Here is a 23,069-nt window from a genome sequence, read left to right as displayed (position 1 = left end):
AGCATAAGGAGTAGTTCGCCATACAACGGTAGTGCAGGCCGGGTTAGCGACAAAGAAAAGCAGAAAGCGGCCGCTGAAAAGTTTAACGGGCAACGACCAGCTCAGCCTGTTCCAGAGAATTCTCAAAAGCGTAAACAACCTATTCAGGGCCAAACTGAAAATGGCAGTCGGGTTAAACGGCCGCAATCAACAACCAGCAAATAGCCATGAAGACATTAATCACCGCAGCGATCACGATGCTGTTTTTATCCTCGAATGTAGTCGCTCAGGACGTGACAAAGAAAGAAGCGAAGAAGACGACTAAAATCGCCGAGGATAAAGCCAAACAAATGAAAAAAGACGCGAGCGAATCGGGCAGTAAAGCCAAAGAAGAAGCGGCCGACGTAACAAAAAAGGCGGCAAAAGACGCGAAAAAGCAAGTGAAAAAAGAGTATTAGTCTTTCTTACGAGTACGCAGACGATCTGTTGGAAATAAAGTAGAACTATTTCCCAACGGATCGTCTGCCATTTTGGTAGGACGTTGCCGAACGCTGTGGCTGGCTCAATGGTTGAAACCCGCCAGACGCTCCCGATCCGACGAAAATGAAGTTACTCGGTTGGCCGGTGTCTGTTGTTGCGTCGGCAAACTGATGCGAAAAGTTGTGCCACGGCCAACCTCCGATTCGACGACAATCTGCCCGTGATGTAGTTCAATAATCCGGCGAGTAAGTGCGAGACCGATTCCATGCCCACTAACGGTCATCGTACTTGACGAACGGAAAAAGGGTTCGAATATGTGTGGCAGATCGGCCCTGGGTATGCCATACCCATTGTCACTAATAATCAGGTTGACCTGCCCTGACTCAAATAGAATCCGAACCGTTACGCGTTCATCGGGAGAGTACTTACAACCGTTCTCCATTAAGTTCTGGAGAGCTGTGAGCAACAACGACTCTTCAGCAATTATGACGAGATCTTCTTCCTGGGCCGGCAGATTTTCAAAGTCAATATCTATTTCGTATTGAGGTTTTCGTTGAATGATGTGGCTTTGTGCCTGCCATAATAATTCATCGATGCGTACAGGCTGATAATTTAGTGTGGTAGCATCAGCGCTGGCCCGTGCTAACTCAAGCAAACCGTTGACCAGGCGGATCATACTCTTAACTTCATCAAGCAATCCATCCAGGGCAGCCTCATAGTCGGCCTGGGAGCGTGGTTGCAGCAAGGTTACTTCTATTTGCCCCATCATCACCGTCAGGGGGGTACGTAGCTCATGGGAAGCGTGCGAAACAAAACTTTTTTGTGAAATGAATGCTTCTTCCAGTCGTGTCAGCATGTCGTTAAATGTTCGGGCCAAATAAGCTAGTTCATCCCGCTGACGACCGACCCGAAGTCGCTGGTGAATATTTGTTGCAGATATGGTATTGACTTGGGCTACAATTTCGGAAACAGGTCGTAAGGCATCATTCGCGAACAGATACCCCGATATGCCTGTAATGGCAAGGCAGAGTAGCCAGCCAAAAAACAAGATCTCCCGAAGGCGTTTGAGTTTACTAAAGCCGTAGCGGTCAAAGGCCGATGCTACAATGACGAGTTTATCACCTTGTCGGTTAGAATGACTAACGCCTATGGCCTCAATATCACCCAGGTGAGCTGTTTGAGTGTGTTTCTGAAGGACACTACGTATAAAGCCGGATGGAAGCGGAAAACGGGCTAAAAGCTTATTACTGTTGTATAGAATGCGTCCCTGCTCATCGTAGATTGTGACCTGCTCATTTGCCATGGCGGGCAAATCGTCGGGCAGGGCCTGGCTTACGTTCTCCCAGAACCTGGCGGTTGTAAGAGCTTTTTCTTCAAGACGCTGTTCAAATTCCTGTGCCCGAAACTGATCGTATAAGTAATAAATCGTAACGGAAAACAACAAGAGTATAGAAGCCACCAGCATCACGAACAGTAACGTCAGGCGGGTGCGGATATTCATAAGCTGTCAGTCAAAAAACATAGTCACCGTGTAATTCGCCCGTAAGCTATGCAATAACCTTTCACACGTTTAATTCGTACTGACTAACTCGCCCACTGAGTTATTCTTCCTTGAGCATATAGCCCATGCCAATCACCGTATGAATCAGCTTGGCCGGGTAGTCTTTATCAACCTTTTTGCGGAGGAAGTTTACGTAAACATCAATAACATTCGTTCCAGTATCGAAATGAATATCCCAAACCTTTTCGGCAATGTCAACTCGGGAGACGACACGGCCCCGATTACGCATGAGGTATTCAAGTAAGCCAAATTCTTTGGCTGTTAATTCGATACGGTTACCACCTCGACGGGCCACCTTTTCATTCAGGTCCAGTTCCAGGTCGGCTACTTTTAGCACATTTGCCTGCGTACCAGGATCGCTGCCCCGCTTATTTAGCGCTCGCAAACGGGCCATTAATTCGCGGAATTCAAAGGGCTTTACCAGGTAATCATCAGCTCCGGATTCAAAACCAGTTAACTTATCGTCAACCGAGCCCATAGCCGTCAGCATCAGTACCGGAGTCCGTATATGCTCCTCTCGTAACGACTGAACGACGTCAAAGCCATTCATTTTAGGGAGATTGACATCCAGCACAATAACGTCATAGGTGTTATGGAGAGCCATGTTTCGGCCAACCTGACCGTCAAAGGCGACGTCCACTTCGCAGGATTGTTCTTCTAAGCCTTTTTTGACGAACGATGCCAGTTTGGGTTCGTCTTCCACCACCAAGATTTTCATGTCTGCAACATACATAGCTATACTTAATTTTAAAAACGTCTTATGAAGTTCTTAGTGTACAAAAAATGCTATTGTATTAACAGACTGCTTTTTTCTCAAAAGTAAAAGGGAAAAAAGCCATCCGATTAGTACAGTGGTGGCCCGAAAGTGGCGATGCGGTATTAAAAGGCAATAAAAGTTATATTAAAAGAACGTTAAAGAGACATTAGACTTTGTATAACCTGATTGGGGTTGAGTGATTTACTAAAAGCAGCATAATGAGGATGCCATTCATGAACGTATTGATTTAACGTTTTTTCCGCTGATGATTTTGACAATGTGGCTGATATACTGCCCAGACTGATTTGGCTGCGTCCCTGTCGGTAGTAATGATGGATAATACCTGCAATAAGTAAGTGCTGTGCGTTGGCTGGTGCATCAAAAGTTTGTGAAATAGAACCAAATGAGCCGGTTTCACCAGCCGGATTAACGCCAAGTTTTGCAAATGCAAAAATCTTTCCTTCCGAATTTTCGAGCACAGCAATTGTGCTGAATTTTAACTTACGTGTTATCTCCTGCCGACACGATACTGAGTCGGTGTACCTGGCGGATCGTTGCATAGTATTTCCATTGCCGACTACGGCCTCCAACTGCTGTACTAATCCGTCCAATATAGGCGACTCGTAAACGTGAACACTTAAATTGTGTTCATTTGCCAGATTGAGGGCCTCAATAGCCCAGTTGAGTTCGCTGAGCTGTACGTTCGCAAATCCTTCGTAGCCAGTAAGCCGACATTGCTTGTTAATCGTGCTGAAAAACGCCAGATCCGACTTTCCAACACCAATATAGAGTGATTGTAGTCCAAGACGCAGGCATTCGTTTTCAAAGGCAAGCAGAAGATAAGGATTTAACGTAACGCTTTGCTGTAAGGGGACTATGGCCAAAGAGCCTTGTTTAAAGAAAGACACGTACGAATCGTAAGCTGGACTTAGAAAGATGTCCTCACTGGCAGACGTTAGTAGAGCCGAGTAAAAAGAGTGGCTTGGTAAATCCCAGAAGGTTGTGCCCGGATGTTTGTCGGCCAACTTTTGCTTTTGGGGCGACAATTTCAGACCACGTATCAGGTTTGCAAAAATAGTGAGCATGGCAGGATGGTAGCAGCTAAGCGTATATTTGCTGTAGCGCTTACAAAACTCTGTCTTAGTTATTAAAGCTGTGTTAGCTGCTTATTAACAGCCAATTAAAACAAAACCCAGCGTTGACCAAAAACAAAAAAGCCGCTCCGAAAATCGGGGCGGCTTTCCGCTTCTATCCACACCATTTCAAGACCGACGACCGGGCGGCCGCCGAGTCTTGATGTTCAACCTTCCCTTTGTAAAGGATCGTTTGCTAAATTGAGCAATATCTTTGACAGTTCAAAATAATACTATCTACTACGTTGTCCTGTTCATCGCACAAAGGTGGCGATTACTTATCAATATAACGTTAATATTAGCTTAAAAATTGCTTTTCTCGCGAAGATTTGCGCTGTCTTATGTTAGATAAACACAAATTCTTTGGAACTTGTTCAGTTATAGCAACAAACAACTAATATTATTAAACGGTCTGTAACTCCGGATGCTTATTGTGGAGATAGACACGCTGGTAGGGATGTTATCTTGTGGCACTACAAGCTTTGAAACTTACGCCGGTAAAAGGCGTAAAATAGCAAGGGGAAGATTAGGAGCGTCAACAACGTTGCTGTAATCAGACCGCCAATCACGACAATAGCCAGCGGCTTAGAGGTTTCCGATCCTATACCGTGCGAAACAGCGGCTGGAATTAAGCCGATCGCGGCCATCATGGCCGTCATGACTACCGGTCTGATGCGTGAAATAACACCCTCCCGGATGGCATCAGATAACGAAAGCTTCTGGTGCAGGTTTTTCTTGAAAACGGAGATAAGAATAACCCCATTCTGAATACAAATACCGAACAGGGCAATGAAGCCTATGCCAGCCGAGATACTGAAATTGACATGGGTGACAATCAGGGCCGCAATGCCGCCAATGATGGCGAATGGCACGTTTAGCAGGACAAGGCCAGCGTCTTTAACGTTACCGAACAGCACAAAGAGAATGAAAAAAATGCCCAGCAGACTAATGGGCACAACCTGCTCCAGACGCAGTGTAGCCCGTTGCTGGTTTTCGAAATCACCGGCCCATTTAATTGTGTAGCCGGCCGGTAGCTGCACGTTAGCGGCCACTTTCTGTTGAGCTTCTGTGACGGCGCTGCCCATATCACGGCCACGAACCGAAAATTTGACTGCTCCGTAGCGTTGGTTACCTTCCCGGAAAATCAGTACGGGGCCCGTCTGCGTGTAAACATGAGCGATTTCCTTGATGGGTATCATACTGCCATTCTCAGTAGGAACCATTAAATGACCAATCTGCTGTTCGTTGGAGCGGAATTGCGGCTCATAGCGAATTCGTAAATCGAATTTGCGCTCGCCTTCATAGATCTGCGTTGCTGCTTTGCCACCGATAGCCATCTCAATCACGGCTTCGGCGTCTGCTTTATCAACGCCGTATAAAGCGAGTTTCTGTTCGTCCAGCTCTATTCGCATTTCGGGTTGACCAATATTGCGAATAACTCCCAAATCCTGAATTCCGTCAACCGTAGCCAACTGGCGCTGAACCTCAGTGGCTTTTTGCTCAAGCGTGTACAGGTCAGTTCCGTAAATTTTGACGGCAATCGACCCCTTAACACCTGATACGGCCTCTTCCACATTGTCCATGATGGGCTGCGAGAAACCAAACGTTACCCCAGGAAATACCTTGAGTTTCTCCTGCATGTGATCGATAAGTTCTTCTTTTGTCCAGCCGCTTTTCCACTCGTCTTTCGGATAGATATCTACCAGAAATTCAATGTTATAAAAGCCCGTTGGATCAGTGCCATCGTTAGGGCGACCGGTCTGGGAAATAACACCTTTCACTTCTGGAAATTCTTCAAAAATATGCCGCATATCAGTAGTTAATTTCACTGACTCCGGCAGCGAAATGCTCATGGGCATAGAGGCTCTGACATAGATGGAACCTTCGTCAAGTTCAGGCAAAAATTCGGTTCCCAACAGTTTAAAACCCGAAAGACCAACCAGTACCAGCAGGCCAGCCAGGATCAGGCTGAGTTTTTTGTGGGCAAAGGTGTAGGCAAATGCCTGAGTTGCATACCGGGTGACCAGGTTTACAAATGGATTATGTTTTTCCCGAACATTCTTACGTAGGAGCAGACTCGCCAACACAGGAACCAGTGTCAACGTAAAGATCAGGGCTCCGAGCAGGGCAAATCCCAAGGTCCACGCCAGTGGAGAAAACATCTTGCCTTCAACTTTCTGGAATGAGAAAATAGGAATCAGACAGGTGATGATGATCATTTTCGAGAAAAAGATCGCCTTGCCCATTTCGGTGCCAGTTTTACGAAGTAACCCCAGTTTGGCCATCTTATTGAACCTGTCCATGCCTTGTCGGTGGGCCAGTTCGTCGAGTGTAACAAAAATCCCCTCGACCATCACAACGGCTCCATCGACGATGATACCAAAGTCGATGGCACCCATCGACAGAAGATTTGCCGACATGCCTTTTAGCCGAAGGCAGATGAATGCAAACAGCAAAGCCAGCGGAATAATGATTGATACCGTGACGGTAGTACGCCAGTCGGCCATGAAGAGGAACACAATTACCGTCACGAACACAATACCTTCAATCAGGTTATGCGTGACCGTGTGCGTAGCGAAATTGATGAGTGTTTCGCGGTTATAAAACGTATTGATCTGAACATCCGAGGGTAAAATGTGGTCGTTCAGCTCATCAATCTTGGCTTTGACCCGCTCAATAACTTCGCTGGGATTTTCGCCTTTGCGCATAACCACAATACATTCTACAACATCGTTCTGCTTATCGCGACCAGCCTGCCCCAGCCTTGGCAGTGCCGATTCCGACACCTGCGCTACGTTACGCACCATGATCGGCGTTCCATTAACGTTTTTGATGATTATATTGCCGATGTCACGCTGGTTTTTCAGCAAGCCAATGCCACGGACCACATAGGCTTCCGAGTTTTTTTCGATGACGTCGCCCCCTACGTTGACATTGGAGTTGGCAACTGCCTGATAGAGCTGCTGAGGTGTAATATTGTAATCGATGAGCCGGCGCGGGTCAACGGTGATTTCGTATGTTTTAACCTCGCCCCCGAAACTAACGACATCTGCTACTCCCGGTACGCTTTTCAACTGTCGCTCGATGACCCAATCCTGCATCGTTTTGAGTTCACGGGCATTACGGGTAGGTGATTGGAGTGTGTAGCGGAAAATCTCACCGGTTGGACCGTAGGGAGGCTGTACGTCCGGCTTTATACCATCGGGGAGGTCAACAGTGTTGAGCAGATTATTAACCTGTTGACGGGCAAAGGCATCGTCAACGCCATCTTCAAACAGTATTTTAACGACCGATAGGCCAAACAAGGTTGTCGAGCGAATGTCGGTACGTTTCTGAACGGAGTTCAGTCCTATTTCAATCGGGATGGTAACGAACTTTTCGATTTCTTCTGCCGAGCGGCCAGGCCACTGCGTTATAATCGTGATCTGCGTGTTCGTTACGTCCGGAAACGCTTCAATTGGCGTATTTTGATAACTGATAAAACCGGCTACTACTGATAGTGCCGTTATAAAAAAGACGAAAAACCTGTTCTTCAGCGAGAATGACAGGATGCTTTTGATGACCTTATTCATGGCGTGCTGAGTGAAACGACCAGCGCAAAGCTCCTGGGAGTGACTTAAAGCTGGTTTAAACCTTTGTTAAAAGCCTGTTAAAACAAAAGCGGACAGTGGGCTGAGTATAGCTACCGTCCGCTTTCGTTCTGCTGGTATGATTGGTTAGTTAGCAAGCGCATTGTAAATCAGTAATTGATTCTTTGTGATGATGCGTTCGCCGTCGCTGAGCCCACTATTTATGTAGCTTTTATCGCTGGTGGTCTTATAAATATCCACCTCCCGCACAACGGGTTGATTCTCTTTCGTGACAGAGACAACAAAGTTTCGGCTTTTGTCGAAGACAACGGCGTTTGTTGGAATGGCCACCCGTTTATCATGACCGGCGTAGGCTACCCGCACGTTGGCAAACATCTCTGGCTTTAACTGAAAATCGGCGTTATTGAGCGTAACACGAACTTTCATTGTCTTGCTCTCAGGGTCGAGCACATTGAAGATTTTGTCAATCCGACCATGGAACACGCGATCCGGGTATGAAAGGGTAGTGATGGTTGCTGAATCGCCTGCGTGTATATTGGCTAAGTCAGATTCGTATACGTTGGCGAGAACCCACACCTGATCGAGGTTAGAAATTGTAAACAGGTTTTCAGGGTCGTCGGAGCGAAGTTCCATGCCCGGAGAGGCCGTCTTTTCAACAACAAAACCACTGACAGGTGCTTTGACTACGTATTCAGAGCCATTACCTCCCAGAATACGACGGCGTTCGTTGACGCGATTTACTTCCCCCCTGGCGGCTTCAAGCTGTTCGCGGGCAACCAGCAGGTCGCGCTGAGCTGAGAAGCCTGATTTTGCCATATCTTCCGTAACCTGCACGTTTTTTTGCGCAACGGCCAACTGGCTCCGCGCCGTTATGGCTTGCTGCTCCAGATCGGCAAGATCACCGGATCGCAGTACTGCAAGTACCTGCCCTTTGTGGACATAATCGCCAAGTTCAATCTTTACCTGTTCAATGTGCCCGCCAACCAGCGGAAATACTTTAACAACCTTGTCCTGATTGAACGTGATCTTACCGGTCAGATCAAGCTCATTAGTGACCGTATTTAAACGCGCCGTGTCGAACCGGGCGGTCGATAAAAGATTGACATCCTGATGCGCCTGTTTAGTTGTTGCATTTTCAGATTCGGCCGATGAATGACAACTGGTAAGACTACCAGCCAGTAACAGCGTGGCAACTGCTGCCATGATCTGTCGATAACCAGGTTTCTGGTTTTTCCGCACGATGATACCAAATGAAACCCCACTCGGCATGGCTAAATCATTGCCGAAGTAGTTCCGCAGCCGTAGAGGCCGTGAACAAGGAGGGATAATAGTGCGCTTTTTCATATCCCAAAGGTGTCCGACCCTAATTAAACGCTGCTTAAACAAAAATTAAAAGTGCGTTAAACCCAGACAAAGAAAAAGCCCCCGGCTTTGGCCGGGGGCATATCAATTTTTCAAAACGTTGAGTAAATCAGCAAAAATGAAATTAGTTCACGCGAACAGCATCACGAGCATCTTCAATACCTGATTGTGCCTTGTTGGCCAGGTTATCGACCTGTTCGTTGTATTGCTGCTTAGCCTGGTCCTGATTGGCTTCAGACTGTGCTTTATCTTTATATTGATTGATCTGATCTTTAGCCTGTTGAGCGTACTGGTTAACCTGCGTCTTAGCCTGTTCGTAACCTTGCTTTACCTGCTCAACACCTTTGCTCCATTGATCTTTCAAATCTTCGGAACGTTTGTTTGCTTCATCAACCAGTTTGTCGCGGGTTTCTTTACCACTGCGAGGGGCGGTTAACATACCAATTGCAATACCCGTTATAATACCCGTCAGAAAATCTCTTGTGCTTCTCATTGTTGTTTGTTTTTAGGTGATTAATTATTTCTTCGTCCGGCGCTCGACTCGGCTCACAATCTCCTGCGACCGGGAGGCCGCCGTATCAACGTAATCGTTGTATTGTTTTTTGATATTCTCCAGACCCGATTGCAGTTGATCCTGCAGGTCTTTAAAGAGAGAATCAGATTCGGAAGAAATTCGCTTCCGTGTCTTACGACCACTTTGCGGAGCCAGCAGAACACCGATAACAGCGCCCATTGCGAGTCCGACAAGAATGCCAGGTAACGATTTCATAAAATATCGTTTTAGTGTGTGATTCGGTACATCTCCTCATTAGAAAATTTTGTACCACTTTCTTCTTAACGTCATAAGGCATTGATTAATAGTTTTTTACTTAAAAAATTTCTAAGTGGTTGATTGGCAGTAGTTGAGGATAAATTTCTACAACGATGTCCAACATTTCCTCAACAACACAAGTTGACACTTATGAACGTAGCTGTTTGCCAGCGTTCGACGGCGGCAAATAGCTATTGATTAATTACTCAACCAGCCACTACTTCATGGATTACCTCACTTTATTTCTGCCGGCGTTTATCTGGTTTGTAATTATTGCCTCGTTCGTCCATCTTATCCGCCTGGACTATTGGTGGATACGTATCTGGGATTTTCCCCATCTGCAACTTTTCGTTCTGGCGTCAATTGCGCTGGTAGCGTGGGTGTTCACAGGTGAAAAGAGTGAATGGACTGATGCGCTTATGCCCGTTGGTTTGTCAGCGGCTTTGTTGTATCAGGGCTGGCTAATTTACCCGTATACATCTTTTCATAAGAAGCAGGTGCATCGTATTCTACGTAAGGCTGGCGAAGCGTCGAACGACAAAGCAACGATACGGTTGATGGTTGCGAATGTGTACATGTATAATACGCGCACACCGGACGTATGTCAGCTTATATCGAAGTACAAACCCGACGTTTTTTTGATTCTGGAAGGGAACAAAGCCTGGGCAAAGGCTTTGGAATCAGTGCAGGAGCAGTATCCATTCCGGTTGCTGCATCCACTTGAAAATACGTACGGCATGTTATTATATTCCCGCTTGCCGTTGCAGAATGCCGAACTCCGTTTTTTGATTCAGGATGACATTCCGTCTATCTACGGTCAATTTAAACTCCCTTCGGAGCAGTTGATTCATTTTTACGGCGTTCATCCGATGCCGCCCAGCCCAACCGAACATTATCGTTCTACAGAGCGCGATGCAGAACTGCTTATAGTAGGCAAAGAGGCCCGTCGGCAGAAAGGCCCTGTGATTGTAGCCGGAGATCTGAACGATGTGGCCTGGTCGCATACGACTCGCTTGTTCCAGCGGATCAGCGGGTTGCTCGATCCACGCGTGGGTCGTGGGTTATTCAGTACGTTCCATGCCCGTTATTTCTTCCTGCGATGGCCGCTGGACCACGTATTTGTATCTCATCATTTTCGGCTACGTTATTTGAAACGATTACCGAATTGTGGTTCCGATCATTTCCCGATTCTGATCGAACTCACCTATGCGCCTGATCCGGCACGGGCGGTTGACATACCACAGCCTGAAGGAGATGATATTCAGGAAAGCAACGAAACTATCAAAGAGGCTCGTTGACCGGGTGGTTACCGACGAAATAAAAAAATCCCTGCGCTCAACTTGGCGCAGGGATTCCGTACCCACCGTAACTTGTACTTAACCTAAAATGAAACCACCTAAACCTAAACGTACCACTTTAATACAAATGTCAGTTTATTTGGGCCGGCAAGTTACACAACTTTGCCGGGTGTTAATCAATTTGTCGGATAGAATCTGTCATTTTATACTCCTCTTCCCTGAATTAGACGGAGTAAAATCGCAATGATCGCAATCACTAGCAGTACATGAATCAGATTGCCCAGTCCGAAACTGTTGAACCCAAGAAAGCCCAGCAACCAGACTATGATCAGGATAACGGCAATCGTGTACAACAGATTTCCCATAACGTTGTGAGTAAATCAGAACAATTTATCTCGCATTTGATAGACTATTTAGAAAAAGTTATGCCAAACAGGTCCTGCTGAACCGAATTCATACGTATATCATTGTATACGCTTGTAAATGAGCCCTAAATAAAGTTCAGGCTATCGGATTGTAGCAGAAAAACAGGTTTAGGGTACTTTTAAAACTGTAGATAAAAATCCACAGGTGTAGAAAATTGTGTAGATTTTCCACGGCAACTAAAACAAGCGATACAGGTAAAAATTGCGATTAATAAAGGTGGAAATTGCTCTATTTTATCGTAAGTAGTTCTTTTATTGCACTTTATCTGCTAAAGACTTATTTACTTCAACATTTCGTAAATATTCGGCACTAAATTTTATATACTGTTGATAGTACACAACATTAATTCATTTACACCGTGGTAGGGAATATAAGGGGTGTGAACGCGGGGCAACAGTTTAGACCGGCCGTAATAAACACGATGAGCAGCGTAAAAAGGGTATTGATTATTGACGATGAGTCGGATATATGTTTATTGTTGTCCGGTCTGCTGCGTCGCCTGGGATACCAGCCTACCTGCGCACACTTTATCGAAGAAGGGCGTCAGTTTTTGACAACCCAGCATTTTGATGCTGTTTTTCTTGATCTGAATCTGCCGGATGGCGTTGGATTCGATTTATTGCCGCACATTAAAGAAGGGCAGTCTGAGGCCAAGGTGGTTATGATTAGTGCCTTTGACGGACAGGCTGAGCGTCGCCGGGCTACTGAGCAAGGGGCCGACTATTTTATCGGTAAACCCTTTACGCGCCGTTCCATTGAACAGGCTTTGCAAACCATCCAGGTTTGAGTAACTTTGTTTAAGCAGCCCACTGACGGTACTTACGCATCGCTTGTTTGAACCGGAGGCTGTCCGAACAAGCTGCCGCTTCGGCGGTTCGACTGCCCATGGAAAAGATTCTTATAATTGACGATAATAACGATATATGCCTGCTGTTAGAGCGTTTTCTGAGCAAGCAGGGTTATAAAACGGCTTCGGCGCAACGGGGGGAGGATGGTCTCATCTTGTTGCGAAAGGAGCCGTTTGAGTTAGTAATCTGTGACTTTAAACTCCCTGACATTGACGGTCTGGAGATGCTCCGCCGGATTAAAGTACTTAATCCCGCAACGGCCGTAATTATCATCACGGGTTATTCGGATGTACGGGTGGCCGTTCAAACGGTAAAGCATGGGGCCTACGACTACGTAACCAAGCCTCTCTACCCCGATGAAATTCTGTATACAATCAAAGGTGCTCTCGAACGGCGCAGTCAGTCACTGAGCGCATCAGCGTCCAGTTCTTCCGCAACCGCTTCTCCAGCCACTGTAGCTGCTAAAGCTGCTCCCAAAGCCGCTCCCAAAACACCCCTGGCTCCCAATGGGAAACGATTTATATTTGGTAAGAGTCGGGCTGCGGAGCAACTTCAGAAACACGTTGAACTTATCGCCCCAACCAATATGTCGGTGATCATTACCGGCGAAACTGGCACGGGAAAGGAGTTTGTTGCGAATGCTATTCATTTAAAGAGTAAGCGGGGCGACAAACCATTTGTGGCCATTGACTGCGGTGCATTATCGAAGGAGTTGGCTGGTAGCGAATTGTTTGGTCACGTAAAAGGAGCGTTTACTGGCGCTCTATCGGACAAAGCAGGTAGCTTCGAATATGCCAACGGTGGCACGCTGTTTCTGGACGAAGTGGGAAACCTGTCTTACGACAATCAGATAAAGCTGTTGCGGGTATTGCAGGAACGTAAAATCCGCCGGATTGGTAGTAACCAGGACATTGCGGTTGATGTGCGAATCATCTGTGCTACGAACGAAGATCTGCGGGATGCGGTTCGGCAAGGGCGGTTCCGGGAGGATATCTACCACCGTATCAACGAATTCGAAATTCATTTGTCGCCCCTGCGTGAACGCAAGGCAGACATTATGATTTTTGCGGAGCACTTCCTCGAGCTGGCTAATGAGCAGCTTGATAAAGACATTATCGGTTTCGATGATGAAAGCCGCGAGAAGCTAAAGGAATACTACTGGCACGGAAACCTCCGTGAGTTGCAGAACGTAGTGAAGCGGGCCGTGCTGCTTACACAGGGCGATTACATCGAAGCTGATGTTTTACCGCAGGAAATTATTTCGCCACAGTATCTGACACCCGAAGATACGGGTGGTGCTCAGGTAAGTTATGATCCCCTACGACCGGGAGTACCCGTTATATCACAGCCTGCCAACAACCTTAAATCCGTTTCGGAAAGCGCTGAACGGGCTGCCATCCTGAAAGTACTTGAAAAAACAGGGTACAACAAAACCAAAGCGGCTGAAGTGCTTAACATTGACCGCAAAACACTGTATAACAAGCTTAAGGCTTACGATATTCACCTTTAAACTTTGGTGAAGCACTTGACAAAAGGTCGACAGAATGATGTCGACCTTTTTGTTTCTCTTATCGGAGCGCTTCGGTTAGTTGAAGCTATACCCAATTGAAATCATGCCAACGCCATTCTTAGCATTGCCAAGGATGGTTCGCGCTACGCCACTGTCGGCGATACGTTGGATCCCCTGACCGTACCGGACACCAATCAGCGCTTTTCCGAGGTAGAGATTCAGACCACCGGCTACACCGTAGTCTACTTTGTTGAAGTTATCGCGGTCAATGCGGGCGACACCCGTTCCGAAATCACCGTTCGAGTTGATATCAGAGTTGAGCAGATAAGCTACGTAAGGCCCGAGCTGTAGATCGACCGTATTGCCCAACTTAAACGTAGCCAGCACAGGCAGCTCAGCGTAGTTCAGGCGGAACGTGTTTGTACCATTTATGCCCAGAATGTTGTAGTTGCCAGACGCCCCCTTTGTTGTATACAGCAGTTCCGGCTGAATCGCAAAGAAATCGCCGGCGGGAATCTGTGCGAAGACTCCAGCATGAAACCCATACCGTTCGTTCTTATCATTGACCCCATCGCTGTCGTAATACAATGTGCTTGCGTTAAAGCCGCCTTTGATCCCAACTCGCGCAGTACTTTGCGCCTGAACATTTGTTGACTGTAGTGCGTATGAACCAACCGCAATGGCCGCGGTCAGTAAAAACGTGTTGAATGGTCTTTTCATAGTGTTAAACACATCTGTTGAGTATATGAGCCCAGATCTGATGGGCACTATCACTTGGTCTTTATCGATAAATTCGTGCCATTCTTGCCGTAGAAGGCGCTGACGCTGTCTGTTTGGCTATATATCAGGAGTTTTCAATACATTTGACTAATCGTTTACGCGGCCAGTCAATCTTGAAATTTCTCTTTTCGTGCGGATGGGCTTCCACAAAATGGGAAATTTTGTTCAACGTTACGTTCGCATGTTAACCCATCAGCCGACCACCTTACTCTTCACCCAATTGCTTGATCTGCTCCCGGATGGTGTGGTCTGTTACGACGCTATACGAGATCAGGCTGGTTCTATCGTTGATTTCAGGCTTACGTACTTCAATGAGCAGTTCCGGACAATTGCCCCACCGCCCTATCAACTGGAGGTAGGTGTTCGGATGATGGCCGACAATCCCGGGCAGGTAGACATTCTAGCGCCGATTGTAAGTCAGTATGCGTTGGTTGTCGATAGAGATGAAGTAGCTGATTACGCGTTTTATGACCCTAATCTGGATGCATACCTCGCACTGCGGGTAAAAAAACTGGGCGATGGGGTGCTCGTAACCATTCGCAATGTAACGGAACAGCAAGAACAGGCGCGTTTACTCAATCAGCTACTCGATACATCGCCGACTTGCATCGTGTCGTATAAGGCTCAGCGTGATCAGTACGGTCAGATTGTTGACTTCAGGTTAATTAGTCTGAATCAGAAGGCTCTTGACACTGCAAAGCTTGATCAGACCCAGGTGCAGACATCTACATTGCTGCAATTGTACCCGGATCAATGGACGCTGTTTGAGCAATTGACCAAAGTCGTGCAAATGGGGCAGGCTATCAACGTAGATGTATTGATTCCATCGTTTGGGGGTTGGCATAATGTGTCGATAGCACCGTCGGGTCCCGATGAGGCTGTTGCCGTATTTGTTGATATCACCGAGAAAAAAGCCGCTGCGCTGGAAGCAGAACGGCGGAAGAACGAATTAGATAAGGTCCTGAACAGTTCGATAACCGGCATGCTCATGTGTCAGGCTGTGACGGATGAAACCGGCGGAATTGTTGACTTTCAAGTTGTTTTTTACAATCAGTCAGCGCTTGCCATTACGGGATACACGGCCGAACAGGTGATGAGCTTGAGGCTGTCGGAACTGGACCCGGCCGGTGCGACCGGCGGAATGTATGAAGGGTACCTGCATGTTCTGTCCACGGGTGAGCCGCTACGGGTCGAGTACTTCTTTGAGCCTAATCAGCGCTGGCTGGAGGTGTCGGTCGTGCGTTTTACCGATGAGCAGGTTATCGTATCGTTTCTGGACATCAGTATCCTGAAGGAAACCCAGTTGCGTGAACAGGCGCAGGCACTTCGCTTTAGTACCATTTTGGATGGGTCGCCCGAGGGAGTCATTACGTTCGAAAGTATGTATGATGACCTCGGAAACCTGATCAATCTTCGGTATGTTCAGTGCAACCGGGCCGCTCACCAGTTGGCGCAGTTGCCCAATGACGTTATTGGCCGCACACTCCTGGATGTTTATTCCGGTGATGAATCGCAACGTTTACTTGTTATCGCCAGCCAGGTTATGACGTCGGGCGAGTCAACTACGGTGGATGTTCATTATGCCGTCGGGGGCTTCGATAAATGGTATTCATTATCGGTTGCCAGACTGGATGATGGTGTCGTTTGTACGTTTCTCGACATTACGCAGTCACGCCAGGCCTCTCATCTGATCGAAGCAAAGAACCGGCAACTGGACAGTATTCTGAACACATCTCTGAACGGAACGATTGTATTTCAGGCCATTCGTGATGAGCAGGGGGACATTGTCGATTTCTGGTTTGAGCTTTTTAATCAGACCGCCCGGGAAGATATTATGGCTCGTACCGGAAAGGATATTGCGGGCAGTACACTGCTAACCATTTATCCGGATAGCCGACAGACCGGCGTATTTGATGAATATAGCCAAGTCATTAATACAGGGCAGCCACTACGACTGGAACGTCATTTACCCGACTACAATACCTGGTATGCAGTATCAATAACAAAGCTGGACGATGGCTGTGTGGTTACGTTCACCGATATAAGCCAGTCGAAACAGGCGGCACTGGTCATCAAGGAAGCGGCAGCGAAGCTCCAGGGTATAATTGATATGTCGCAAACCGGAATTTTTCTATTCAGTCCGGTGCGTGATGAATCCGGAAGGGTGGTCGACTTTCGGTTCAAGACGGCTAATCGAACGCTGGCCGATTATGTAGGGCAAAAGTCGGACATTCTTCAGGGGGATCTGGGTAGTCGATGGTTCCCGGCTTATAAAACCAACGGGTTGTTTGACCGCTACCTACGGACATACGAAACAGGGGAGAGTATACGGTTCGATTTTTATTATAAAGCGGATGGAATCGATAGTTGGCTCGATATTGCGGCTACCAGGCTCGGCGATGATGTGCTGGTTACGTTCGCAGATTTTACTCCATTGAAGCGCTTGCAGCAACAACTGGAGCTGTCGGTCCAGGAGTTGAAACGTTCAAACGCCAACCTCGAACAATTTGCCTACGTAGCCTCACACGATCTGCAGGAGCCACTTCGGAAAGTCATAACGTTCGGCGATGTGCTGCAAAGCCAGTATGCAGGCCAACTGAGCGAGTCCGGTGCCGACATCGTTCGGCGAATGCAATCGGCAGCTCAGCGGATGCAGACGCTTATCAGAGACTTGCTGGCCTACTCGCGGGTGGCCAACAAGCGTGATACGTTCCGGGAGGTGAACCTCAACCAGGTGATTAGCGAAGTAGTTAGTGATTTAGATACAACCATTCACAGTAAAAAAGCGGTGCTTCAGGTCGGGTCATTGCCAACCATTCAGGGTGATGAGCTTCAGTTGAGACAACTATTTCAAAATCTGCTGAGTAACGCGCTGAAGTTTTCAAAGCCTGACGTTCAGCCGTTGATCACCATCTCGTCGCGTCTGGTAGCGGCTCAGGAGATAGATCAGTTGACCGTTGCGACCAGTCAAAAGTTTGCTGAAATCACTGTGGCCGACAACGGGATCGGGTTTGAGCAAGCGTATGCTGAGCGGATTTTTCAACTCTTCCAGCGATTGCACACACGGTCTAATTACAGCGGAACCGGAATCGGTTTATCCATTGTCGAGAAAGTGGTGGAAAACCACCGTGGAATCATCCGGGCGGAGGGACGGCTGGGGCAGGGAGCCTCGTTTGTCATTTTGTTCCCTACTGAGAACGGGTAGTGAAAGTTTTGTAGTAAATTTGACTGAATTAATTTGGTTATTGCCTGTCAATGAGACTTGATTCTCTGCTTTGTGTGGCACATGGTGTAAGATGGGCATATACGCAATAATACGTAACGACAAAAAACACATCTAACATAAGATATTGCTTTACCAACTATCATAACCGTATGCACCGTAAACTTCCAGCTATGACAATTCTGATTGCTGACGACGATATAGATGATCGTATGTTTCTCGAACGGGCGTTACGGCAGAATGGCTATACACAGGAAATTCAGTTTGTAGAGGATGGAGAGGAGTTGATGGAATACCTGCATCGTATTGGCCGCTATAATGAATTGAACGCGCCCTGGCCAAATTTGCTCATACTGGATCTGAACATGCCCCGCAAAAATGGCTTTCAGGCCCTAGAAGAGATTAAAGAAGATCCTAAACTACGTCGGCTTCCTGTAGTGGTTATGACTACATCGTCGGCCGACGAAGATGTTGTAAAGACGTATAACCTGGGGGTTAATTCGTTTGTGACAAAGCCGTTTAACTTCAACCGGCTTGTTGAGATGATTGGTGCCCTGAAAACTTATTGGATGGATACCGTTAAACTTCCGCAATAACTACGCCCGTATGGATGCTGTAGATTTTTCACTCGACGTTTCGCAAAGAAAGCAAACAGCCATTCGCGTTCTTCTGGTTGAAGACGACGAAGACGATTATATTTTAACCAAAACGATGGTTTCGGCCCGCGAGAATGCCAACGTTAAACTCGATTGGGTCGATGATTACGAAAACGCGCTGGCGGCCGTAGAATCCGAACATTATGACGTATACCTGGTCGATTATCGATTGGGTAGTCGCACTGGGATCGAATTTATTCAGCAGGCCTTCCGGATGGGATGCCGGGCACCCATGATTCTGTTGACAGGGCAGGACGATCTGACCGTCGACCAGTCGGCGCTTGAACTGGGGGCCGCCGATTACCTGGTTAAAGGCCGGATCGATCCGCAGGTCCTGGGCCGCAGCATCCGGTACGCGCTCAAGCAAGCGGAAGTGCTGGCCGAAATTGCGGAGAAAGAAAACAAGTACCGCTCGTTGTTCGAGCGGTCTATCGACGCCATTTTTGTAGCCGATAGCCTCATGCGGTTCCAGGATGCGAACCCATCGGTAGAAAGACTGCTCGGTTATAGCCGCGATGAACTCCGGCAACTTAACCCAGCCCGGCTTTTTGCTGATTTTAACCACCTCCGCCAACTACGCTTTACAGTACGGGAACATGGCCAGCTAAAGGATTTTGAAACGGTCCTGAATAGTAAAGGTGGACGTAAGCGAATCTGCCTGATTTCGGTCTGGGCAGTTGAAGACGCGTCCGGACGGCCACAGTGGTATCAGGGTATTGTGCGGGATATTACGGAGCAGAAAAAAGCACAGCAGGAATTGCTGATCGCCGAAAAACTGAGCATGACCGGCAAAATTGCCCGTAGCATTGCCCACGAAGTCCGTAATCCGCTTACGAACCTGAGTCTGGCGCTGGAGCAGCTTAAGGAAGAGCTACCTGCTGACGATGAATACATTACTATGTTTACGGACATCATTGGACGGAATGTAGATCGTATCGGGCAGCTCATCACTGAGATGCTGAATTCATCGAAGCCGCGCGAACTTGATCGGCAGGTGCAGGATCTTAATTCCGTTGTGAAAGCTACCATTCAATTGGTGGCCGACCGGATCAAACTGAAGAATATGCGGCTGGAAACCGAGCTGTCGCTCGACGACTGCCAGGCTCCACTTGACCGCGAACAGGTAAAGACAGCGCTGCTGAATATCCTCATCAATGCTGTAGAAGCTATGGAGGCCGGCCAGGGCGTGCTACGCGTGGTAACTGAATGTACCGACGATAATCGAGTCTTTATCCAGGTTTCTGACAACGGCAGTGGTATAAAAGAAGCCGATCGGCAGCGACTCTTCGATCCGTTCTTTACTGGCAAGTCAGGTGGTATGGGGCTGGGGCTCACTGCTACCCAAAACATCGTTAACAGCCACCGGGGAAGTATTGAAGTAGAAAGCCAGCCAGGCCATGGGACTACGTTCCGGCTGTATTTCCCAAAGCAGCAGTAGGAGTAGCGTTAGGCACCAGCTGATGCAGCAGCTTTAAGTCCTTAAATTCGCAGCGCGCAGACATAGTGTAAACATTCATCAATCGAGCCGGTTAGTCTTCAAAACAGCGATGTTATGAAGACTAACCGGCTCGTACTGGCTTTAGGGATTGTACTAATGATGGCTACATTACCCATCGGCTGTAATTCAAGTACAGAAAAAAAAGCGGAACAAATACGGGAAGAGCAAGCAGATGTGGTGGACGCGGCCGAAGCTGGTGCGGATATCGATGAGGTGCGTGAACAGCAGGCTGAGGTCGACAGTGCTCGGAAAGACTTTGCTCGGCAATGGCGAAAAGAGCGCGATAATGCACGTGAGGATATCAGTGCCACTATTGAGGACATTGATGATAAAATCGCTCATTATGAGCGCACACTCACAGAGGTTAGCAATAATCGGAAGAAAAGCCTGCAACAAGCGATAAACACGTTAAAAACGTACCGGCAGCGAATGGCGGATGAACTTAAGAACCTGGAATTTACGACTGCCGAAAAATGGCCGGAGGTGAAAGCACGAACAGAATATTTGGTTAGCAAGACAGACGCTCAACTCAATGCTGTCCGGGCTGATTAATTCTGGGCAGTAACATTATCTAATCAAGCCGACTTGGTCATGAGTCGGCTTTTTTGTTGAGGTAATGTGTGTAAAACTTTACACAGTGCCCTTGTAAAATTTCCACATCAGCAGAGGATGCGTTACTATAAAGAGATTAAAAATGCATAGGTACAAAGTTTTAATTGTCTGATTATTAAAGCCTTGGTTTGCCTAACGTTACTGTAAGTGTAGTTGCGTAGCAACTGGCACGAAAAAGGCAATGTACTGTATGAGACAATAACGATCGCAACAATGTGGACAACAACTCACTTCCCTGCTGCCATGCGCTCACTTAGCCCCAGCACCCGCGCTAAGGCTATTGAGATAGCAAATATGCTGATAGAGCAGGGGCATTTGGGGAGGGACGAGGCCATTGCCACAAGTATTAATGAGGCCCGTCGCTGGGCCCGTCGTTCTCCGGCCGAGCCGGATATGGTAAATGTACATTCACGGCCCCACATCTGGCGTGAAAGAGCCCTTTAGCCTAATTTGAAATTCAGTAAAAGCTATGATCTGGAAGAAAAATATTTACGACTCGCTGACCGGTTGCGCAGCCTTGTGCGATGAGTTTGCCACTGAATGTTCTCGTTCAGAAGATATTGAAAACTGGTATCGGTGTATCTTCCTGAACCTTGATTGTGCGGACATGTGCCGTCAGTTGGCGATGCTTTACGTACGTGGCTCGGAGAACACCCGGCTGTTGGCAAAAGCCTGTATCGAAGTGTGTGAAAAATGTGCTCAGGAGGTTAATCAGTTCACTAACCATGAGCGCTGCCAACAGGTACATGCCATGTGTCAGCAGACGATTCGCAGTTGCGTAACCATTCTGGAAATGGCCTACGAGACAGATACAAACGTGACGAATCCGGCAACGACGCCCGCTTCGCTGTTTTACGGTATCGATCTGCGCGATACGCTGTACAACTAAGCAGGTAGCCTGCCAAAGATACCCGGAAGTTTGGGCGGTTGACGGCATCAAAGCGGTAGTAGAAGGTAAGTAATGATGCTAATTCATACCGGCTGATGATGTGGCGTGAATAACAAAGCGGAAACTGCTGACAACCGCCCGCTCCTTCCGGCAACATATATATTGATACAAAGACGCCAGCCGTTAGCTCGTTTCAGAACGACTAAGGGTTGGCGTTTTTGTAAAATATGGCTTATGAACAAATTGACTTTTTAGACGTTGAATTGTAAAACACACACGTTATGGAAACGAAAACGCAACGGAACGAACAATTAGAAAAAATCAGGGAGTTGGTCAAAGACATCCGGATTGCCATGATGACCACCATTGATGATCAGGGAAACCTGGTAAGTCGTCCAATGGCTACCATGCAGATGGATGAAAATGGTACATTCTGGTTCTTTACGAAAAAGAGCGCACCAAAAGTAGACCAGATTGATAAGCACGAACACCGGGTCAACCTGGCCTTTGCCCATCCGGATGAAGCCTCCTACGTGTCTGTATCCGGCTCGGCCGATGAAGTATATGACCGGGCTAAAATTGACGAACTTTGGTCGCCGGCCGCTAAACCCTGGTTTCCCGACGGCAAAGATGATCCCGAACTTACTCTATTGAAAGTGCATACGGAGCTGGCCGAATACTGGGATTCGACGTCGAGCCGCATGGTGCGGTTTCTGGAAATGGCCCGGGCGGCCGTAACAGGCGATACGTACAAGGAAGGAGAAAATCAAAAGGTGTACAATAGCTAAAACGGTAGTATACATTTATGTATAAAAAAGCTACTCTTATGAGTGGCTTTTTTATGTTGAACATCAAGATAAATTCGCATCTATACGCGCCTTCGAGTGAGGTCAAAGTTATAATAGCCAGCCTACTTACATATGAGTATAAATACAGATTTTCAGGACAGGTTTGCAAAGGATTAATTGCTCGTTTATTGTATGATAATTTAATGGATTTTGATAGTAGTCTTATTACAGGTAGTTGAATTGCGAATTTTGACAATATATTTACTGTGGCATACAATCAATGTAATTAATTATTAGTATTGCTGTGCTTGAGTAACTCAATGTTCACCTATACTGTACTAATACTCACTTTATGCTTCATCGGAATTGCCCACTAATCTACGTTGTTGACGACGACGCGGATGATACGTATGTATTGTCTGTACTTTTTGAAGAGAATCACAAAGATTGTACTGTAAGATTCCTAAAAGATGGATCTGATTTGATGATTCGGTTAACTCATTCACTCGACGGACGGCTTCCTGATCTGATTCTGCTGGATTTGCATATGCCTATCCTTAGTGGTAAAGAAATTCTGCAGCTGCTGGCCTGCGACGAACAACTGCGCTCCATTCCGGTGGCCGTGATGAGTGGATCGGATGAGGAATCCGTTGTTAAATATTGTTTTCAGTTGGGAGCTGCTGCTTTTATCAGTAAAATTAAAAGCTACCCGCAGCTCGTCCAGGCTGTTGATGGGCTCATGAAGCAGTGTTTATTTTCGACCGCCGATTGAATCCGTCGAATAAGTTGATGAATCAATCCAAGCCTGAAAAGACAATCGAAACGTTTAGCTGTTTACTATCTGGAAACAGAAGGCATAGCCAGTTTC

The 23,069-nt window shown here is 47.2% G+C and carries 20 protein-coding genes; 11 read left to right on the top strand and 9 right to left on the bottom strand.

The window, feature by feature from the left end; genetic code table 11:
* Positions 1-206 precede the first annotated feature (206 nt).
* Positions 207-437 carry a hypothetical protein gene (locus tag BN8_RS21555; RefSeq protein WP_009284061.1) on the top strand — a complete coding sequence of 77 codons (231 nt, stop codon included), beginning with the start codon at positions 207-209 and terminating at the stop codon, positions 435-437.
* Between the two features lie 104 nt (positions 438-541).
* On the opposite strand, the gene BN8_RS21550 is transcribed toward BN8_RS21555, so the two are convergent.
* From BN8_RS21550 to BN8_RS21520, 7 genes are all read right to left on the bottom strand, one after another.
* Positions 542-1,960 (bottom strand): sensor histidine kinase, encoded by a 1,419-nt coding sequence (locus BN8_RS21550; protein WP_009284060.1) that lies wholly within the window; start codon positions 1,958-1,960, stop codon positions 542-544.
* 100 nt (positions 1,961-2,060) lie between these two features.
* Positions 2,061-2,738, bottom strand: a complete 678-nt coding sequence (locus BN8_RS21545; protein WP_192579098.1) for a response regulator — start codon at positions 2,736-2,738, stop codon at positions 2,061-2,063.
* Positions 2,739-2,932: 194 nt separating this feature from the next.
* On the bottom strand, positions 2,933-3,862 hold the full coding sequence (locus BN8_RS21540; RefSeq protein WP_009284058.1) for a hypothetical protein: 930 nt from the start codon (positions 3,860-3,862) through the stop codon (positions 2,933-2,935).
* A gap of 521 nt (positions 3,863-4,383) precedes the next feature.
* On the bottom strand, positions 4,384-7,482 hold the full coding sequence (locus BN8_RS21535) for an efflux RND transporter permease subunit (protein WP_009284056.1): 3,099 nt from the start codon (positions 7,480-7,482) through the stop codon (positions 4,384-4,386).
* Positions 7,483-7,626: 144 nt separating this feature from the next.
* Positions 7,627-8,844, bottom strand: a complete 1,218-nt coding sequence (locus tag BN8_RS21530; protein WP_009284055.1) for an efflux RND transporter periplasmic adaptor subunit — start codon at positions 8,842-8,844, stop codon at positions 7,627-7,629.
* A 142-nt stretch (positions 8,845-8,986) separates the two neighbouring features.
* Positions 8,987-9,355, bottom strand: a complete 369-nt coding sequence (locus BN8_RS21525; RefSeq protein ID WP_009284054.1) for a YtxH domain-containing protein — start codon at positions 9,353-9,355, stop codon at positions 8,987-8,989.
* Positions 9,356-9,379: 24 nt separating this feature from the next.
* On the bottom strand, positions 9,380-9,631 hold the full coding sequence (locus tag BN8_RS21520; RefSeq protein WP_009284053.1) for a YtxH domain-containing protein: 252 nt from the start codon (positions 9,629-9,631) through the stop codon (positions 9,380-9,382).
* A gap of 266 nt (positions 9,632-9,897) precedes the next feature.
* Here BN8_RS21520 and BN8_RS21515 point away from each other — a divergent pair, with 266 nt between their 5' ends.
* Positions 9,898-10,971, top strand: coding sequence for an endonuclease/exonuclease/phosphatase family protein (locus BN8_RS21515; protein WP_009284052.1), 1,074 nt, complete (start codon positions 9,898-9,900; stop codon positions 10,969-10,971).
* A gap of 203 nt (positions 10,972-11,174) precedes the next feature.
* On the opposite strand, the gene BN8_RS32990 is transcribed toward BN8_RS21515, so the two are convergent.
* The gene (locus BN8_RS32990; RefSeq protein WP_009284051.1) at positions 11,175-11,336 is read right to left on the bottom strand and encodes a lmo0937 family membrane protein; all 162 of its coding nucleotides are present in this window, start codon (positions 11,334-11,336) and stop codon (positions 11,175-11,177) included.
* A gap of 482 nt (positions 11,337-11,818) precedes the next feature.
* On the opposite strand from BN8_RS32990, the gene BN8_RS21510 reads away from it, so the two are divergent.
* Together BN8_RS21510 and BN8_RS21505 are read left to right on the top strand one after the other, a co-directional pair.
* Positions 11,819-12,184 carry a response regulator gene (locus BN8_RS21510; RefSeq protein WP_009284049.1) on the top strand — a complete coding sequence of 122 codons (366 nt, stop codon included), beginning with the start codon at positions 11,819-11,821 and terminating at the stop codon, positions 12,182-12,184.
* Positions 12,185-12,282: 98 nt separating this feature from the next.
* Positions 12,283-13,755, top strand: coding sequence for a sigma-54-dependent transcriptional regulator (locus tag BN8_RS21505; RefSeq protein ID WP_009284048.1), 1,473 nt, complete (start codon positions 12,283-12,285; stop codon positions 13,753-13,755).
* A gap of 75 nt (positions 13,756-13,830) precedes the next feature.
* On the opposite strand, the gene BN8_RS21500 is transcribed toward BN8_RS21505, so the two are convergent.
* Positions 13,831-14,475, bottom strand: a complete 645-nt coding sequence (locus BN8_RS21500; protein WP_009284047.1) for a porin family protein — start codon at positions 14,473-14,475, stop codon at positions 13,831-13,833.
* A 241-nt stretch (positions 14,476-14,716) separates the two neighbouring features.
* On the opposite strand from BN8_RS21500, the gene BN8_RS31980 reads away from it, so the two are divergent.
* The 7 genes from BN8_RS31980 to BN8_RS21460 all read left to right on the top strand — a co-directional run bounded on the left by BN8_RS31980 (position 14,717) and on the right by BN8_RS21460 (position 22,973).
* Entirely contained in the window at positions 14,717-17,740 is a 3,024-nt protein-coding gene (locus BN8_RS31980) for a PAS domain-containing protein (protein WP_192579083.1), read from the top strand.
* Between the two features lie 170 nt (positions 17,741-17,910).
* The gene (locus BN8_RS21490; RefSeq protein WP_009284045.1) at positions 17,911-18,354 is read left to right on the top strand and encodes a response regulator; all 444 of its coding nucleotides are present in this window, start codon (positions 17,911-17,913) and stop codon (positions 18,352-18,354) included.
* 10 nt (positions 18,355-18,364) lie between these two features.
* Positions 18,365-19,852 (top strand): hybrid sensor histidine kinase/response regulator, encoded by a 1,488-nt coding sequence (locus BN8_RS21485; RefSeq protein WP_009284044.1) that lies wholly within the window; start codon positions 18,365-18,367, stop codon positions 19,850-19,852.
* Between the two features lie 114 nt (positions 19,853-19,966).
* Complete coding sequence (locus BN8_RS21480; protein WP_040006421.1) at positions 19,967-20,464, top strand: hypothetical protein; 498 nt, start codon at positions 19,967-19,969, stop codon at positions 20,462-20,464.
* Positions 20,465-20,993: 529 nt separating this feature from the next.
* Complete coding sequence (locus BN8_RS21475; protein WP_009284042.1) at positions 20,994-21,413, top strand: four-helix bundle copper-binding protein; 420 nt, start codon at positions 20,994-20,996, stop codon at positions 21,411-21,413.
* Positions 21,414-21,694: 281 nt separating this feature from the next.
* Entirely contained in the window at positions 21,695-22,201 is a 507-nt protein-coding gene (locus BN8_RS21470) for a pyridoxamine 5'-phosphate oxidase family protein (protein ID WP_009284041.1), read from the top strand.
* A gap of 352 nt (positions 22,202-22,553) precedes the next feature.
* On the top strand, positions 22,554-22,973 hold the full coding sequence (locus BN8_RS21460; protein ID WP_009284040.1) for a response regulator: 420 nt from the start codon (positions 22,554-22,556) through the stop codon (positions 22,971-22,973).
* Positions 22,974-23,069 lie beyond the last annotated feature (96 nt).

The sequence above is a fragment of the Fibrisoma limi BUZ 3 genome (assembly GCF_000296815.2).
GTDB classification, from domain to species: Bacteria; Bacteroidota; Bacteroidia; order Cytophagales; family Spirosomataceae; genus Fibrisoma; species Fibrisoma limi.
The sequence above is the reverse complement of the archived record's forward strand: the minus strand, read 5'-3'. Positions and strand labels throughout refer to the sequence as shown.

Excerpts from the sequence above, each read along its gene's own strand:
- BN8_RS21555 (WP_009284061.1), top strand. The coding sequence starts at position 207 with ATGAAGACATTAATCACCGCAGCGATCACGATGCTGTTTTTATCCTCG.
- BN8_RS21540 (WP_009284058.1), bottom strand. The coding sequence starts at position 3,862 with ATGCTCACTATTTTTGCAAACCTGATACGTGGTCTGAAATTGTCGCCC.
- BN8_RS21545 (WP_192579098.1), bottom strand. The coding sequence starts at position 2,738 with ATGAAAATCTTGGTGGTGGAAGACGAACCCAAACTGGCATCGTTCGTC.
- BN8_RS21515 (WP_009284052.1), top strand. The coding sequence starts at position 9,898 with ATGGATTACCTCACTTTATTTCTGCCGGCGTTTATCTGGTTTGTAATT.
- BN8_RS21485 (WP_009284044.1), top strand. The coding sequence starts at position 18,365 with ATGGATGCTGTAGATTTTTCACTCGACGTTTCGCAAAGAAAGCAAACA.
- BN8_RS21535 (WP_009284056.1), bottom strand. The coding sequence starts at position 7,482 with ATGAATAAGGTCATCAAAAGCATCCTGTCATTCTCGCTGAAGAACAGG.
- BN8_RS21480 (WP_040006421.1), top strand. The coding sequence starts at position 19,967 with ATGAAGACTAACCGGCTCGTACTGGCTTTAGGGATTGTACTAATGATG.
- BN8_RS21530 (WP_009284055.1), bottom strand. The coding sequence starts at position 8,844 with ATGAAAAAGCGCACTATTATCCCTCCTTGTTCACGGCCTCTACGGCTG.
- BN8_RS21460 (WP_009284040.1), top strand. The coding sequence starts at position 22,554 with ATGCTTCATCGGAATTGCCCACTAATCTACGTTGTTGACGACGACGCG.
- BN8_RS21550 (WP_009284060.1), bottom strand. The coding sequence starts at position 1,960 with ATGAATATCCGCACCCGCCTGACGTTACTGTTCGTGATGCTGGTGGCT.
- BN8_RS21525 (WP_009284054.1), bottom strand. The coding sequence starts at position 9,355 with ATGAGAAGCACAAGAGATTTTCTGACGGGTATTATAACGGGTATTGCA.
- BN8_RS21475 (WP_009284042.1), top strand. The coding sequence starts at position 20,994 with ATGATCTGGAAGAAAAATATTTACGACTCGCTGACCGGTTGCGCAGCC.
- BN8_RS21510 (WP_009284049.1), top strand. The coding sequence starts at position 11,819 with ATGAGCAGCGTAAAAAGGGTATTGATTATTGACGATGAGTCGGATATA.
- BN8_RS32990 (WP_009284051.1), bottom strand. The coding sequence starts at position 11,336 with ATGGGAAATCTGTTGTACACGATTGCCGTTATCCTGATCATAGTCTGG.
- BN8_RS21505 (WP_009284048.1), top strand. The coding sequence starts at position 12,283 with ATGGAAAAGATTCTTATAATTGACGATAATAACGATATATGCCTGCTG.
- BN8_RS21470 (WP_009284041.1), top strand. The coding sequence starts at position 21,695 with ATGGAAACGAAAACGCAACGGAACGAACAATTAGAAAAAATCAGGGAG.
- BN8_RS21490 (WP_009284045.1), top strand. The coding sequence starts at position 17,911 with ATGCACCGTAAACTTCCAGCTATGACAATTCTGATTGCTGACGACGAT.
- BN8_RS31980 (WP_192579083.1), top strand. The coding sequence starts at position 14,717 with ATGTTAACCCATCAGCCGACCACCTTACTCTTCACCCAATTGCTTGAT.
- BN8_RS21520 (WP_009284053.1), bottom strand. The coding sequence starts at position 9,631 with ATGAAATCGTTACCTGGCATTCTTGTCGGACTCGCAATGGGCGCTGTT.
- BN8_RS21500 (WP_009284047.1), bottom strand. The coding sequence starts at position 14,475 with ATGAAAAGACCATTCAACACGTTTTTACTGACCGCGGCCATTGCGGTT.